Source organism: Psychrobacter urativorans (assembly GCF_904846695.1).
In the GTDB taxonomy this organism is placed as follows: domain Bacteria; phylum Pseudomonadota; class Gammaproteobacteria; order Pseudomonadales; family Moraxellaceae; genus Psychrobacter; species Psychrobacter urativorans.
In genome coordinates, this window is record NZ_CAJHBR010000001.1 from 53,803 (window position 1) to 70,256 (window position 16,454).

The window sequence follows — 16,454 nt, forward strand, 5'->3', positions numbered from 1 at the left end:
TACACAATATTTATGATTATTACCAATTACCAAAATAATATAGCGAATTAAAGCCACTATTTTTATAATAGCTGTAAAAACATGCAAATAAAAATGTTATCATAGTCACCGTGCTCAATATGAAGGCTATAATGAATATTTATTACATAAATACCTAGTATTGAACAAACAAACTACCTCAGGTAATTTTTGCATGTTACCCTAAGCAGCAATGTATGTTTAGCACAAAAACAGCGTATATTGATCAAGGAAGAATTTTTGCAGCAGGAAATAGCTGATCTATCGGCTAGCTGAATACCTTAACTATCTACCAATTATTTATCAAAGTTATATTGAAGTTACGATGCTAGCTCATCAAGGTTTTAATAGTGAGCTATGATAATAGGATTAGGTATTAATCTATTAGTTATGGCTGCTTTTAGTATATAGCAATCGATTTTGTGAAACGAGGCTGAAAACAAGACCGGACGTTCACAATTAATGATAACTATAAACTTAGTAGTAACTGGTTTGATGTATTTATTAGTAAAATAACCATCAAAGTAAGTGACCACATAGCCACGATAAGCAACTACATTCCGAGTAACTACTTTCTGATGGTATACGCCAACTGTCCAAGTGCTTAGCATATGACGGATCACACAACAATAAGCACAATTCCATTCATTTATCTATCAAATAGACGATTATTATGAATAGCATAACTAAACAAGTAACTGATTCAGGACACACTGAACTCGCTGCTGACAACGCCCTTTATATCGAATCCCTCTACGAGCAATTCCTAATCGACCCTACTAGTGTCGATACGGATTGGCAAGATTACTTTAAACAGTATCAATCGCCAAACGATGCTCATCATAACGCTATCAAAGATCAGTTTTTATTATTAGCTCGTAACCAAACAGCTAATAAAGGATCTGTTGCGTCTACTGATGGGGCAGCTTCTAATGCTACACACCGTGCAGATCCTAAGCAAATGGGCGTTCAACAGCTTATTTCTGCTTATCGTCGCCGTGGTCATCGTTATGCTCAGCTTGATCCTTTAGGCTTACACCCACGTCCGGAAGTTGAAGACCTAACGCTGGCTTATCATAATCTAGCAGAGTCTGATTTGGACACGATATATCCTACTAGCGATTTAAATATCGGTAAGAGTGAAGCATCGTTACGTGAGATTATCGAAATCATGGAACGCGTCTACTGCCGTTATATCGGTGTAGAGTACATGCACGTCACTAGCAGTACTGAAAAACGCTGGATGGAAAAGTATCTTGAATCTAATTTGGGTCATATCGAATTCGATAAAGAAAAACGTTTAGCTATACTCGAGATTTTGACAGCAGCTGAAGGCCTAGAGAAATATCTAGCGCGTAAATATACTGGGGTAAAACGTTTCGGTCTAGAAGGCGGTGAGAGCTTTATTCCGGCAGTTAATGAAATCATCCAACGTGCTGGTAGTTATGGTACTAAAGAGATGGTTATCGGTATGGCGCATCGCGGACGTCTTAACCTGTTGGTTAACGTTTTGGGTAAAAACCCCGCGGATTTATTTGATGAATTCGACGGCAAAGTGCAGCCAGAAAAAGGCTCCGGTGACGTTAAGTATCACAATGGTTACTCATCAAACGTGATGACTCCAGGCGGAGAAGCACATTTAGCTTTAGCCTTTAACCCATCACATCTTGAGATTGTTGCTCCAGTACTAGAAGGCTCAGTACGTGCCCGTCAAGTACGTCGTAACGATACTGATGGTAACTTGGTATTGCCTATCGTAGTTCATGGTGATGCGGCGTTTGCTGGTCAAGGCGTAGTGCAAGAGACCTTCCAGATGTCACAGACTCGTGCTTATACTACGGGTGGCACGCTACATATCGTTATTAATAACCAAGTCGGCTTTACTACTAGCCGTCAAGAAGATGCGCGTTCGACAGAATACTGTACTGACGTAGCAAAAATGGTTCATGCGCCTATATTACACGTGAATGGCGATGACCCTGAATCAGTAGTATTTGCCTCACAATTAGCGTTAGATTATCGCCATGAGTTTGGTAAAGATATTATTATTGATTTGTTCTGCTATCGTCGTAATGGTCATAACGAAGCCGATGAGCCATCAGCAACTCAGCCTTTGATGTATGCCGTTATCAAAAAACTAGCGACTACTCGTACTATCTATGTACAAAAATTAGTTGCAGCGGGCGTGATCAGCGATGCTGAAGCTACCAAATATGAAGACGAATATCGTGAATCGTTAGATCGTGGTGAATACGTAGTAAATGCTTTAGTTCTTGAGCCAAGCGAAGAGTTATTCGTTGACTGGACCCCTTATCTAGGCCATGAGCTACAAGATGATTGGGATACTAGTGTCGATATAGAGAAGCTTAAAGCTTATGGCCGCAAAATGGCTGAGATGCCTGAAGGCTATACTTTACAACGCCAAGTTCAAAAAGTTGTTGAGCAGCGTTTAGCGATGCAAACTGGTACAGAGCCATTGAACTGGGGAGCAGCTGAGACTTTAGCTTATGCTTCTTTAGTTGATAACGATGATATTATGGTGCGTATCACTGGTGAAGATGTGGGTCGTGGTACTTTCTCTCATCGTCATAGCGAACTGTATAATGTCACTGATGGCAGTATGTATGTGCCACTAGCTCACATGAGTGAAAAACAAGCACGCTTTGCTACTTATAACTCTTTGTTATCAGAAGAGGCGGTATTAGCCTTTGAGTATGGTTATGCGACTACGGTTCCTAATGCGGTAGTTATTTGGGAAGCGCAGTTCGGTGACTTTGTTAATGGCGCGCAAGTTGTTATCGATCAGTTCATCGCCAGCGGTGAGACTAAATGGCAGCGCGTTTGTGGTCTGACTATGTTATTGCCACACGGCTTTGAAGGTCAAGGCCCTGAGCATTCTTCAGCCCGTCTTGAGCGTTTCTTGCAGTTATGTGCTGAAGACAATATGCAAGTAATCACCCCAACTACGCCAGCGCAAATATATCATGCGTTACGTCGCCAAGGTGTGCGTCCTATCCGTAAGCCACTGATTGTGATGTCGCCAAAAAGCTTGTTACGTCATAAGCTGGCAACTTCAGAATTAGAAGAGCTGGCTAACGGCAAGTTTGAGACAGTATTGTCAGAGATAGACAATCAAGATGCTAGCAAAGTAACGCGTTTGGTACTTTGTGGTGGTAAGGTTTATTATGACTTACTAGAGCAGCGTCGTGCTTTAGGTCTTGATCATGTGGCTATCGTCCGTATCGAGCAATTGTATCCGCTACCAGAAGCACGCATGGTTGCTGAGATCGAAAAATACAGTAATCTTGAAGAAATAGTTTGGACGCAAGAAGAGCCGTTGAACCAAGGCGCTTGGAATTACTTAGCACCAAATATGTTCCGTATCGTAGTACCGCATCCAACTAAAGCGGAGCTTATGAGACCAGTTGCACGTCCTGCTAGTGCAGCTCCTGCAACAGGATCTGCAAAACTGCATGTCCAGCAGCAGCAAGCTCTAATTGCTGGTGGTCTTGGCATAACAGTCGACCAACTGGCTAAATAGTTAAAAAACTTTGAATGACAGTGATCAGCGTTCTATATAAAACGTTGAACGCTGTTGCTCAAATTATTAGCATTTATAGTATTGGTAAAAACAACACTAGTATCCAAAGTATTAATATCGAGTATTTAAAGCATTAGAATATAGCAGCATCCGTATCAGGCGATAACAGTCAGCAGCTAACTATTTATACTAGTTATTCGCGCTAACTGCCTATCACGACTTTATAATAAATAGTAATATCTAAATCTAAGGAGTATATCGATGGCTGAAATTAAAGCCCCCGTGTTTCCAGAATCGGTTGCCGATGGCACAATCGTTGAATGGCACGTCACTGAAGGTCAACAAGTTAATCGTGATGACCTACTAGCTGAAATCGAAACTGACAAAGTAGTACTAGAAGTAGTTGCGCCAGATAATGGTGTGGTCACTAAAATCGTCAAGCAAGTTGATGATACTGTATTGTCTGACGAAATTATTGGTGAGTTTGAAGCTGGCGCTAGTGCAGCACCAGCTGTAGATCCAAATCTACCAGCTGCTCCTGTACAAGAAAAGCAAGCAACTGATGGCGGTGAGCCAGTACAAGCTACTGCTAACACTAGTGGTCCTGAAGCTGATCATAAAGATCAAAGCCCAGCAGTACGCAAAGCAGCAAAAGAGTCTGGCGTTGATCCAAAAGACGTTGAAGGTAGTGGTCGTGGTGGTCGAGTTACCAAAAGTGACATGAGCAGCCCAACCCTGAAAGCTGATAGTAGTATCAAAACTGACAGCGGCCAACCAGTTGCTGAAGCCGGTGCACGTAGTGAAAAACGTGTTCCTATGACCCGTCTACGTAAGACAGTTGCAAATCGTCTGCTAGCGGCGTCTCAAGAAACGGCTATGTTAACTACGTTTAACGAAGTCAACATGAAGCCATTGATGGAACTTCGTGCTCAATACAAAGATCGTTTTGAGAAGCGTCATGGTGTACGTCTAGGCTTTATGTCATTATTTGTCCGTGCGGCTACTGAAGCGTTAAAACGTTTCCCAGCAGTCAATGCTTCATTAGATGGCGATGATATTGTTTATCATGGTTACTATGATATCGGTGTTGCTGTATCATCAGATCGTGGTCTAGTAGTACCAGTACTACGTGATACTGATCAGATGAGCATGGCTGATGTCGAAAGCCGTATCCGTGAGCTTGGTGGCCTAGCGCAAAAAGGCAAACTAGGTCTAGAAGATATGATGGGTGGTACTTTCACTATCTCTAACGGTGGCGTATTCGGTTCATTGATGTCAACTCCTATCTTGAACCCACCACAAACTGCTATCTTAGGTATGCATGCTATCAATGACCGCCCAATGGCGGTTGATGGTAAAGTTGAAATCCTACCTATGATGTACTTAGCATTGTCTTATGACCATCGTATGATTGATGGTAAAGAAGCAGTACAGTTCTTAGTAACCATCAAAGAATTGGTCGAAGACCCATCACTGCTATTATTAGATTTATAAGCTCATAAGCTTGTATTGGCTAACGTTGATACAAGCTTTTTAGTTATGATCTATGCTGCAACCAGTCTACTTTAGGCTATAAAATCATCTTAGTTATTCTGTAATACTCATTATATAAATCAGCGTTATTGCCAATCTTCGGCACATAAGTCACAGATTAATAGCGATTGCGCTAGAGTTAATAACTCAGATAATTACTATCATTTAAGCTATAAATAAAATATGGAAATCCATTATGAAAGACAATTATGATCTAGTCGTTATCGGCGGCGGTCCTGGTGGTTATGTAGCTGCTATTCGTGCAGCTCAACTAGGTATGAGCGTAGCTTGTATTGAAAAACGTATTTATAAAGGCGCGCCAGCACTTGGCGGTACTTGTTTAAACGTTGGTTGTATCCCTTCAAAAGCTTTGTTAGATACTTCACATCGTTATGAAGCTACTAAACATGACCTTGATGAGCATGGTATTAGTACTGGTGACGTTGCTATCGATATCGAAACGATGATCGGCCGTAAAGAAGCTATCGTTAAGCAGCTAACTGGTGGTATTGCCGCTTTATTCAAAGGTAATGGCATTGACTGGCTACAAGGCTGGGGTACTTTACTCGACGGTAAAGGTAGCGATAAAAAAGTTAAGTTCACAGCTGAAGATGCTGCTGAGTCTACTATTACTGCTAAAAACGTTATTCTTGCTTCAGGTTCTATCCCTATCGATATTTCAGTTGCCAAAACTGATCATGATCGTATAGTTGACTCAACCGGCGCTTTAGATTTCACTGAAACTCCTAAGCGTTTAGGCGTAATTGGTGCTGGTGTTATCGGTCTTGAGCTAGGTTCTGTATGGCGTCGTCTTGGTAGTGAAGTAGTAGTGTATGAAGCATTACCTAGCTTCCTAGCAGCTGCTGATAAAGACATGGCTAAAGAAGCGGCCAAAATGTTCAAAAAGCAAGGCCTTGATATCCGTGTTGATACCAAAGTTATTAAAGCTGAAGTTCAAGGTGATGAAGTTGTGGTCACTAGTGAAAATAAAGGCGAGTCATCAGAGCAGCGTTTTGATAAGCTAATCGTTTGTGTTGGTCGTCGTGCTTATTCTGAAAAATTGCTAGGTGATGACAGCGGTATTAAACTGACTGAACGTGGCCTTATCGATGTCGATGATCAGTGTAAGACTAATCTTGATGGCGTCTATGCTATCGGTGACTTAGTACGTGGTCCAATGCTTGCGCATAAAGCTTCAGAAGAAGGCGTAATGGCGGTTGAACGCATCCATGGCGAAAAAGCACAAGTTAACTATGACACTATTATTAATGTCATTTATACTCATCCAGAAATCGCTTGGGTAGGTATGACTGAGCAAGAAGCTACTGAAGCAGGTTTTGAAGTGAAAACCGGTTCATTTAGCTTAGCGGCTAATGGTCGTGCCTTGGCTCAAAGTGAAGCTGAAGGTTCTATCAAAGTAGTAGCTGATGCTAAGACTGATCGCCTGCTAGGTATGCATGCTATCGCTGCTGGTGCGGGTGATATCGTTCATCAAGGTATGATTGCGATGGAGTTTGTTTCTAGTATCGAAGACTTGCAGTTGATGACGTTTGCTCATCCAACTATATCAGAAGCAGTGCATGAAGCCGCTCTATCAGCGGATGGCCGTGCTATTCATACTATCCAACGTAAAAAACGTAAGTAGAGCATAATCTGCTTATATGAAGTACCAATTATCCCAGACAGTGCTGAAGCGCTCACTATTATCGTAGTGCTTCAGTAGCAGTAGTAAGTGCGCTAGATGGATACTAACGTGCACTTATTTTCACTTTTTATTAATTGTAAAAAATAAAGGATACAATCAATGAATTTACATGAGTATCAAGCAAAAGAGCTATTAAAAAGCTACGGTTTGCCAATTCAAGAAGGCATTATTGCCTATAGTGGCGACGAAGCAGCAGCAGCTTTTGATAAAACCCCAACGGATATTGCGGTTATCAAAGCGCAAGTACATGCTGGTGGCCGTGGTAAAGCGGGTGGCGTTAAATTAGTTAAAACTCGTGAAGAAGCTAAGCAAGTTACTGATGAGCTTATCGGTACTAACTTAGTTACTTTTCAAACTGACGCCGATGGTCAGCCAGTCAACTTCGTATTGGTTGCAGAAGATATGTATCCAGTACAGACTGAGCTATATCTTGGCGCTGTTGTGGATCGTTCTACTCGTCGTGTTACCTTCATGGCATCAACCGAAGGTGGTGTTGATATCGAGGAAGTCGCTAACGAGACTCCAGAAAAAATCTTTAAAGTTAGCGTTGATCCTTTAGTAGGTCTAATGCCTTATCAAGCGCGTGACATTGCGTTTAAATTGGGTCTAGAAGGCAAGCAGATCAATCAGTTTGTAAAAATCATGACTGGCGCTTATCATGCCTTTATTGATAACGACTTTGCTTTGCTTGAAGTTAACCCATTAGCAGTTCGTGAAAACGGCGAGATTGTTTGTGTTGACGGCAAAATCGGTATCGATTCAAACGCTCTTTATCGTTTACCAAAAATCGCTGCTCTTCAAGATAAAACTCAAGAAAATGAGCGCGAGCTAAAAGCAGCTGAGTTTGACCTAAACTATGTGGCTCTAGAAGGTAACATCGGTTGTATGGTTAACGGTGCTGGTCTAGCAATGGCTACCATGGATATCATCAAGTTGTATGGCGGCAAGCCTGCTAACTTCTTGGACGTTGGCGGCGGGGCAACTAAAGATCGTGTTGTTGAAGCTTTCAAAATCATTTTGGAAGACAGCAGCGTTGAAGGTGTTCTAATCAACATCTTCGGTGGTATCGTACGTTGTGACATGATTGCAGAAGCTATTATCGCTGCTATCAAAGAAGTTGACGTAAAAGTACCTGTTGTTGTACGCCTAGAAGGTAACAACGCTGAAAAGGGTTCACAAATTCTAGAAGAGTCTGGTCTGAAACTTATTTCAGCTCAAGGTCTTGCCGACGCTGCCCAAAAAATTGTCGATGCTGTTAAAGCCTAAGCTCCTAAACGCTTAAGCAAACGAGCATAGTAGTCAAAGCGTAATAGCGGCACTTCAATAGAGTAGTTATCAATATTTAGTAACTCTCTATACGAAGGGCTGCTATTACAAGACAACCGCATACAAGGAATAAATAATGAGTGTATTAATCGACAAAGACACCAAAGTATTGGTGCAAGGTTTTACCGGTAAAAACGGTACTTTCCATTCTGAACAAGCTATCGAATATGGTACTAAAGTTGTTGGTGGCGTAACGCCAGGCAAAGGCGGTCAAACGCATTTAGGCTTACCAGTATTTGATACTATGGCTGAAGCTATGGAAGTGACTCAAGCTGACGCTTCTGTTATCTATGTACCAGCTCCATTCGTACTAGATTCAATCATTGAAGCTATCGATGCTGGCGTTAAGCTAATCGTAGTAATCACTGAGGGCGTACCGACTATCGATATGCTAAAAGCCAAGCGTTATCTTGAAGAAGCTGGCGATGTACGTTTAGTTGGTCCTAACTGCCCAGGTGTTATCACTCCAGGTCAGTGCAAAATTGGTATCATGCCAGGCCATATCCATTTACCAGGTAAAGTGGGCATTATCTCACGCTCTGGTACTTTGACTTATGAAGCAGTAGCTCAAACTACTAAGCTTGGTTTTGGTCAGTCAACTTGTATCGGTATCGGTGGTGATCCTATCCCTGGTATGAACCAGATCGATGCATTGAAACTGTTCCAAGATGATCCACAAACTGAAGCTATCATTCTGATCGGTGAAATTGGCGGTACTGCTGAAGAAGAAGCAGCTGCTTACATCAAAGACCATGTCACTAAGCCAGTTGTTGGTTACATCGCTGGTGTTACTGCTCCTGAAGGCAAGCGTATGGGTCATGCCGGCGCTATCATTTCAGGCGGTCAAGGTACAGCTGAAGAGAAATTTAAAGCTTTTGAAGATGCAGGCATTGCTTATACCCGTGATCCTTCTAAACTTGGCGAAAAGCTTAAAGAAGTTACTGGTTGGTAATATAGGCTTTAGTCTATACTGATAACCTATGTAGCTAACTACTATAATGACATTGAAAATTATCAAAGACACCCCTACAATGGGGTGTCTTTTTTTATTCAAAAATTGCTCTAGGTGATGAAATGCAGCAGAAAATATTAGTAACAGGCGGTGCAGGATATATCGGCTCACATACTTGTATAGCGCTGCATGAAGCAGGCTATGGTATCGTTGTTTATGATAATCTAACCAATAGTAGTCGCGAAGCTATCAATCGTGTTGCGCAGCTTATTGATGCTCCTATCGAGTTTATTGAAGGCGATGTGCGTAATGCTGAGCAGCTTCGAGAAGTGTTCGCCGCGCATCAGTTCTTCGGGGTGATTCACTTTGCAGGACTAAAAGCGGTTGGGGAGTCAGTTGCCAAGCCGTTGATGTATTACAATAATAATGTCAGTGGCACTATTGCTTTGCTAGAAGTGATGGCGGATCATCAGGTCAAGAATTTAGTGTTCTCATCCTCTGCTACAGTATATGGTGATCCTGAAACCTTACCTATCGATGAAAGCTCGCCACGTTCTTGTACTAATCCTTACGGTCAAAGCAAGTTAATGGTTGAATATATCTTAGAAGATTTGGCAGTATCTGATGATGATTGGAACTTAGTAACGCTTAGGTACTTCAATCCAGTAGGCGCGCATATATCCGGTCAAATTGGTGAAGATCCTAATGATACCCCTAATAACCTGATGCCGTATATCTCGCAAGTGGCTGTAGGTAAGCTTAAAAAGTTAAGTATCTTTGGTAATGACTATCCTACGGTCGATGGCACAGGGGTTCGCGATTATATTCATGTGGTTGATTTGGCAGCTGGTCATGTGGCGGCTTTGCAATATCTAGAGCAGCAAGCCAACTTAGCAACTAACGATTTAGCAACTAACGATACGGTAACCAACAGTTCGGCGATCAAAACTTCAGTAGGCTTTTTACCTATCAACTTAGGTAGTGGCAAAGGCAGCTCAGTATTAGAGTTAGTCACTGCTTTTAGTGAAGTAACTGCTCAAAGCGTTCCTTATCAGTTTGCGCCCCGTCGCGCTGGTGATATTGCTAGTTGTTATGCCAGTGCAGACAAAGCCAAAGCGCTATTGAATTGGCAAGCCCAGCTCTCGATTACTGATATGTGTGTCGATACTTGGCGTTGGCAGAGTATGAACCCTAATGGCTATCGCCCGACTTAACTTTTATTAGCTGATCTTTATTAGATAGCTTTTATTGAAAAGCTTTTATCAGATAACTTTTTCAGAGAGTTTTATCTAATAAGCTTGCACCACCAGTTATAAATAGTAAGTGACTATCAGTCATCATCCTAATTGATCTTATTTTTAATGTAGCCTAATACTTATGAAAAAAATCACTCACGCTGTTATTCCAGTCGCCGGCTTCGGTACCCGTATGTTGCCTTTGTCTAAAGCGGTTCCTAAGGAATTATTGCCTCTAGGCAATCGTCCTGCTATTCATTACGTAGTCGAAGAAGCTATCGCTGCTGGTATCAAGCATATTGTGTTAGTTGGTCATGCGCAAAAAAGCGCGATTGAAAACTATTTTGATATCAATGCCGAGCTTGATAATCAGTTGCGTCATAAAGGTAAGGATGAGCTGGCGGATAGCTTAAACTGGCTACCAAAAGATGTGACTGTATCAATGATACGTCAAGGCCAAGCTTTAGGCTTAGGCCATGCAGTATTAGCCGCACGACCGATCATTGGTGAGCATGATTTTGCGGTACTGCTACCTGACGTGGTATTAGATCCATTTACTACTGATCTACAGAGCGATAATTTAGCTTTTATGCTCAATGAATTTACTCAGAACGGCTATTCACAGATCCTAGTCGATAAAGTAGCTGATGAAGAAGTGTCTAAATATGGGATAGCTAAACTCAGCGCTGATACCAATTTTGAGGACATTGCTACTGATACTACTACCGTTAACGCTAGCTTTAAAGTAGCGGGCTTTGTAGAGAAACCGAGTCTAGCGGATGCTCCTTCGCGTTTAGCGGTTGTTGGCCGTTACGTGTTTAGCAATCAGATTTTTGACTATTTAGCCAATACCAAGGCCTCCGTCGGTGGAGAAATTCAGTTAACGGATGCTATTGATGCGCTAATTAGTCAGCAAGGTGTTGAAGTGACTACTATGTTGGGTAATAGCTATGATGCTGGCGATATGCAGTCTTATATGCAAGCCTTTATTTATTTTGCTCAACAACAATTATAAGACGATAAATAGCCGATGAATAATTCACTATTTGATAGTAGCGACTTAGCTAGCAGTGAGATTAATAATATCCATCCTAATGCCCGTGGCTCTAAGCACTGGACAACTCTGCAACAGCTTGCTGAGCAGCCTTTGTCATTGGCGGCCTTGTTCGCTCAAGACCAGACTCGCACGCAGCGTTTTAGTAGCCAAGCGGGTGCGCTGTATATGGATTATAGCAAGCAGGGTATCACTGATGAGGTGCTAGCAAGCTTGCTCAACTTAGCGCACAGCTGTGATTTAGAAGCTCGTATAAAAACCCTGATGCAAGGGGCGATGGTTAACACTAGTGAAGAGCGTGCGGCATTACATACAGCGCTGCGCTTGCCTGAAGGGGCCAAACTGCAAGTAGGCAACCAAGATGTAGTGAGTGACGTCCATAATAGTCTAGCGCAAGTAGCCCGCTTATCGCAGCGTATTCGTAGCGGTAACTGGCGTGGATTCTCTGGCAAAGCCATTACTGATGTAGTCAATATCGGCGTTGGTGGTTCCGATTTAGGGCCCTTAATGGCGGCTACGGCTCTTGATGAATGGGCAGATACTGAGATCGTCGTCCACTTTGTGTCGAACATGGATGGCAGTCAACTTGATAATTTGCTTAAACGCTTAAACGCCGAAACTACCTTGTTTATTATTTCTTCTAAGTCTTTTGGTACAGTTGATACGCTGTCTAATGCTAAGACTGCTCTATCTTGGTTGTTGGCTACGGCAACCCTACGTGCTGGTACTCAAGATAGTGTATTGCGTCGGCATTTTATTGGTATATCGGCCAATAACGCTAAAATGACTGCTTGGGGTATCCACCTTGAGAATCAGTTGCAGTTATGGGATTGGGTCGGTGGTCGCTTTTCTTTATGGTCAGCAATTGGCCTAGCTATTGCTATTCGTATTGGTATGCCTCAATTTCGTGAGCTATTAGCCGGTGCGCACAGTATGGACATGCATTTTGCTACTGCTGATTTTTCCGATAATCTGCCAGTGTTGTTAGGCTTACTTGCGGTTTGGAACAGTACTTTTTTACACATTCATGCGCATACGGTATTGCCTTATGATGGGCGCTTGGGTTATTTACCTAGTTACTTAACTCAGTTAGAGATGGAAAGTAATGGCAAATCAGTCACTCTTGGCGGTGAGCATGTAGACTATGATACTTGTCCTATATTATGGGGCGAAATCGGCTCTAACGCCCAGCATGCATTTTATCAGCTGTTGCATCAAGGTACGCAGCATGTCTCCTGTGATTTTATAGCCTGCGTGCGTCACTATAGTGATGAGGTGCAGAACGCATCGTTACAACATCAACATGAGTTATCATTAGCTAATTGTTTGGCCCAAAGTCGAGTGCTAGCATTTGGTAACGCCGCGGTAGCTGATATCACTGATAGTTGTGAGGCTGATAAATACAAGCATTATCGTGGTAATCAGCCATCGACTACTTTGTTGATAGATGAGCTTACACCGCACAGCTTAGGGGCTTTAGTGGCTCTTTATGAACACAAAGTTTACGTGATGGCCAGTATTTGGGATATCAATCCCTTTGATCAGTGGGGCGTTGAGATGGGTAAGCAGATGGCCGAGTCGGTGTATCATGCGCTACAAGATAATAATAGCATTAGCCCTTTTGATAGCTCTACTAATCAGTTATTGGCGCATATTAGACAGCTTTCTTAGGGTATGTCTTCACTACAAAGAGTTATTATTCAATCGTATTAAAACAGCTATGTTTTTGCCACGGTTTGCAAGTTCATAGCTGATAAGGTGCGGTTATTGCTTACAAAACCTCCTTTGAGCCGCAGCAATATAGCCTGTTTTTATCCTTATAACTCAGTTGAAGATACCCCTTATTACTAGCAATAATGCTTTTAACGCTATTCTGATTAAATACAGCTAGGGTTTATGCCAAACTATATAAGTTGTTAAAGCTGTATAAGTTATCTGCATAACAGTAGCTATTCATGCCATAAAAATACAAAAAGGTAGCACTATGCCCTCTGATTCCACCCAAAACTCTACAGCTTATGATGCTGAAAACTTAAAAGTATGCGTTATTATTGGTCATGATATTGAGGCCATTACTAGCGCCGTAGTGCTGGCAAGTTTAGGTCGAAGTGTGCATCTATATGCGGACAGAAAAATATTAAATCAGCAATTACAACAGTATGGCTTTGAGCATCATCTGCAAGCGTTGTGGCAGCTGTATACTCAGCAGCAGCAAATTATCAGTCAAGACTTACCTGAGAGCGCAGATCAGCTAATTAAATGTTATGAGCAAGTGGCTACTACTGATAACACTCATACCCCAGTAGCACTGTACTGGTTATTTTTAGATAGTATCAAGTCTGTCTGGTCGGATGACCATTGGTTAATGGCTTTTAATCATAGCCAACAGCAAAACTTGCCAGTTATTATTAGTGCTATCGAGCCATTAGGTTATATTCCTGCATTGGCTGAGCGCCTACAACGGGCATGGGTTTACTATATACCTTTTGTATTCTTACAAGATGGCGAAGCTTATAGCTCCATGCTGACCCCTTCGCTTTGGTTGCTCGGTGAAAAAACCGCAGATAGTAGCCAGCATCTATCAGCACTACAGCCCTTAATTCAACACGCTCAAGCTCATCATCATGCTGATATTGCCACTATAGAGTTTGCGCGTAGTAGTATTATGGCGATGCTAGCGACGCGCGTCAGTTTTATGAATGAGATGTCGCGTTTGGCAGATAGTCACCAACTTGATATCCAAAAAGTCAGTAGTATTATGGGGCTTGATGCGCGAGTTGGTAGTAGTTATCTGCAGGCTGGCTGGGGGTTTGGTGGTAACACTCTGCCTACAGAGCTTGATAAGCTACAGTGCTCTGCTCAAAATAATAGTGTCAATATGCCCCTACTACAATCGGTTATGCATATTAACGAAGATCAAAAAGAGCTCATATTCCGCAAATTTTGGCAGTATTTTGATGGCTTTATCGATGACAGGACTGTGATGATTTGGGGAGCTAGTTATAAACCCGGCTCAGGACGCACAGCAGGTTCAGCGATACATCCTTTATTAGAGCTGCTATGGTCTTATAATATACGCACTATCATTTATAGCGACAAGGCCAAGAGTGAGCTTGCCGAGCGTTATCGTGAGCAGCCTCTATTAGAGCTAGTAGACAGCCCTTATGAGCAACTTAATGCTGCGCAAGCCGTGTTCATCATTACCTTATCGCCACAGCATAGACTTGATGTGGCGCAGCTTAATCATCAAGCTATCCCTATATTTGATGCTCAAAATGCGCTTTCACGCGCCCAGATTGATGCTTTAGTAGGCGGTTATGTGGGTATCGGCCGTACTAAGTAAGCGCAGAAAATGGTTATGATATAAAGTTTTGATTAATAAACTATAGCAATCCATAGCAAAAAAAACGCCTATCAATCTAGAGTTGACAGGCGTTTTGTTATTATAAACCATAGCTTATATAGAATAGCTTAAGCTGGAACTGCACCTTGTAAAGCTAACCATTGCTGAATATCTTGAGTTTTGCTTGCTAATAATTTCTCATCGCCACGAGTTTCAATATTTAATCGAATCAAGGGTTCGGTGTTAGAAGCGCGCAAATTGAAACGCCAATCCTTGAAGTCAAGACTTAAGCCATCGAGAGTCGACTTAGTAGGGATTTGGCTACTGAATTTTTCTTCTATATCATTGATGATAGTTGCCGCATCATGTTTAGTGAGATGAAAATTTAATTCGCCTGAGCTTGGGTAAGCGGCAATGTAACCAGTGACTAATTGTGAAAGGGTTTTGCCAGTAACTGATAACAGCTCAATGGTCAATAACCACGGAATCATGCCACTATCACAATAGCAGAAATCACGGAAATAGTGATGCGCTGACATCTCACCACCATAAACAGCGCCCGACTCGCGCATTACTTGCTTAATAAATGAATGTCCTGATTTACTAATAACCTTTTGTCCATTATGGGCGTCAATCACCGCTTCGGTATTATAAAGTACCCGTGGATCATAAACGATAGATTGGCCAGGATACTTATTTAAAAAAGCTTGCGCCAGCATACCGACTATATAGCTACCATCAATAAACTCACCATTTTCATCGAATAAAAAGCAGCGGTCAAAATCACCATCAAAAGCTATACCTAAGTCTGCTTTGTGCTCGATAACCGCCTGTTGAGTGGATTGTCTATTGGCCAAAATCATAGGGTTAGGAATACCGTTAGGGAAGCTACCATCAGGCTGATGATGCAGCTTAATGACTTTGATCGGTGCGCCAGCTTGCATTAGTTTGTCGACCAACAAATCGACCACAGGTCCTGCACTGCCATTACCTGAGTTAATAACTAAGGTTAAAGGTTGCAATTTGCTGGTATCAACAAAGCTCATTACATGATCTATATAAGCGCTTTTATCGGTTAATAACTGTCGCTTTCCTAGCCGATAATTTGCGCCTTGTTCATTGCCAGTAGTGAATCGACCAGACTCAGCTAATGCTTGGATCTCAGCTAGACCATCGTCGGCACTAATAGGCTTTGAATGCTCTTTAACCAATTTTAACCCATTATAATTGATAGGGTTATGACTAGCGGTCACTTCGATGCCCCCTAGCGCTTGATAATGGCTAGTAGCAAAATAGACTTCTTCGGTCCCAGTCATACCTAAATCTATGACATCAATACCAGCGTCTAGGATACCAGCGATAGTTGCTTGCTTAAGTTGCTCACTAGAGTCACGGATATCACTGCCGATAACAATAGCCGGTTTGAGTTGTTTTAACTCATTATTAGTAGCACTATCATCATTAGCATCAACGCGCTCAGATAGAATCTGTGCAAAGGCGCGGCCAATACGATAAGCAATATCTTCATCCAAATTGACCCCAAGCTCACCACGAATATCATAAGCCTTAAAGGAATCAATAGTAATAGCTGTAAATTCAGTATGGGGAGAAGTATAGCTTACAGAAGTAGCACTATCAGACATAGACATGGCTAGAACATTCCTTGAGTTAGAACAGTAAAGTGGCTATAAAAATAACAGTTATGAGTATAAGGTAGTAAATATTAAATGATACACTAACTGATGAA

General features: G+C 42.0%; 10 protein-coding genes. 9 read left to right on the forward strand and 1 reads right to left on the reverse strand.

Translation table 11 applies throughout. The features are described 5' to 3' along the window. The first annotated feature begins 691 nt into the window (after positions 1-691). The 9 genes from JMY09_RS00225 (at position 692) to JMY09_RS00265 (ending at position 14,707) form a co-directional block, all read left to right on the forward strand. Positions 692-3,559 (forward strand): 2-oxoglutarate dehydrogenase E1 component, encoded by a 2,868-nt coding sequence (locus JMY09_RS00225; protein WP_201621589.1) that lies wholly within the window; start codon positions 692-694, stop codon positions 3,557-3,559. 261 nt (positions 3,560-3,820) lie between these two features. Further along, positions 3,821-5,053, forward strand: a complete 1,233-nt coding sequence (gene odhB, locus JMY09_RS00230; protein WP_201621590.1) for a 2-oxoglutarate dehydrogenase complex dihydrolipoyllysine-residue succinyltransferase — start codon at positions 3,821-3,823, stop codon at positions 5,051-5,053. Positions 5,054-5,288: 235 nt separating this feature from the next. Further along, positions 5,289-6,737, forward strand: coding sequence for a dihydrolipoyl dehydrogenase (gene lpdA / locus JMY09_RS00235; protein WP_201621591.1), 1,449 nt, complete (start codon positions 5,289-5,291; stop codon positions 6,735-6,737). A gap of 159 nt (positions 6,738-6,896) precedes the next feature. Next, the gene (gene sucC / locus JMY09_RS00240; RefSeq protein ID WP_201621592.1) at positions 6,897-8,063 is read left to right on the forward strand and encodes an ADP-forming succinate--CoA ligase subunit beta; all 1,167 of its coding nucleotides are present in this window, start codon (positions 6,897-6,899) and stop codon (positions 8,061-8,063) included. Positions 8,064-8,199: 136 nt separating this feature from the next. Continuing rightward, positions 8,200-9,075, forward strand: a complete 876-nt coding sequence (gene sucD / locus JMY09_RS00245) for a succinate--CoA ligase subunit alpha (RefSeq protein ID WP_201621593.1) — start codon at positions 8,200-8,202, stop codon at positions 9,073-9,075. 122 nt (positions 9,076-9,197) lie between these two features. Beyond that, complete coding sequence (galE, locus tag JMY09_RS00250; RefSeq protein ID WP_201621594.1) at positions 9,198-10,289, forward strand: UDP-glucose 4-epimerase GalE; 1,092 nt, start codon at positions 9,198-9,200, stop codon at positions 10,287-10,289. A 163-nt stretch (positions 10,290-10,452) separates the two neighbouring features. After that, positions 10,453-11,325 carry a UTP--glucose-1-phosphate uridylyltransferase gene (locus JMY09_RS00255; RefSeq protein WP_201621595.1) on the forward strand — a complete coding sequence of 291 codons (873 nt, stop codon included), beginning with the start codon at positions 10,453-10,455 and terminating at the stop codon, positions 11,323-11,325. 15 nt (positions 11,326-11,340) lie between these two features. Continuing rightward, positions 11,341-13,035, forward strand: coding sequence for a glucose-6-phosphate isomerase (gene pgi / locus JMY09_RS00260; RefSeq protein WP_201621596.1), 1,695 nt, complete (start codon positions 11,341-11,343; stop codon positions 13,033-13,035). A gap of 313 nt (positions 13,036-13,348) precedes the next feature. Further along, positions 13,349-14,707 (forward strand): UDP-glucose/GDP-mannose dehydrogenase family protein, encoded by a 1,359-nt coding sequence (locus tag JMY09_RS00265; protein ID WP_201621597.1) that lies wholly within the window; start codon positions 13,349-13,351, stop codon positions 14,705-14,707. 128 nt (positions 14,708-14,835) lie between these two features. Here the strand turns inward: JMY09_RS00265 and JMY09_RS00270 are convergent, their stop codons facing one another. Continuing rightward, positions 14,836-16,350 carry a phosphohexomutase domain-containing protein gene (locus JMY09_RS00270; protein WP_201621928.1) on the reverse strand — a complete coding sequence of 505 codons (1,515 nt, stop codon included), beginning with the start codon at positions 16,348-16,350 and terminating at the stop codon, positions 14,836-14,838. Between the last annotated feature and the right edge of the window lie 104 nt (positions 16,351-16,454).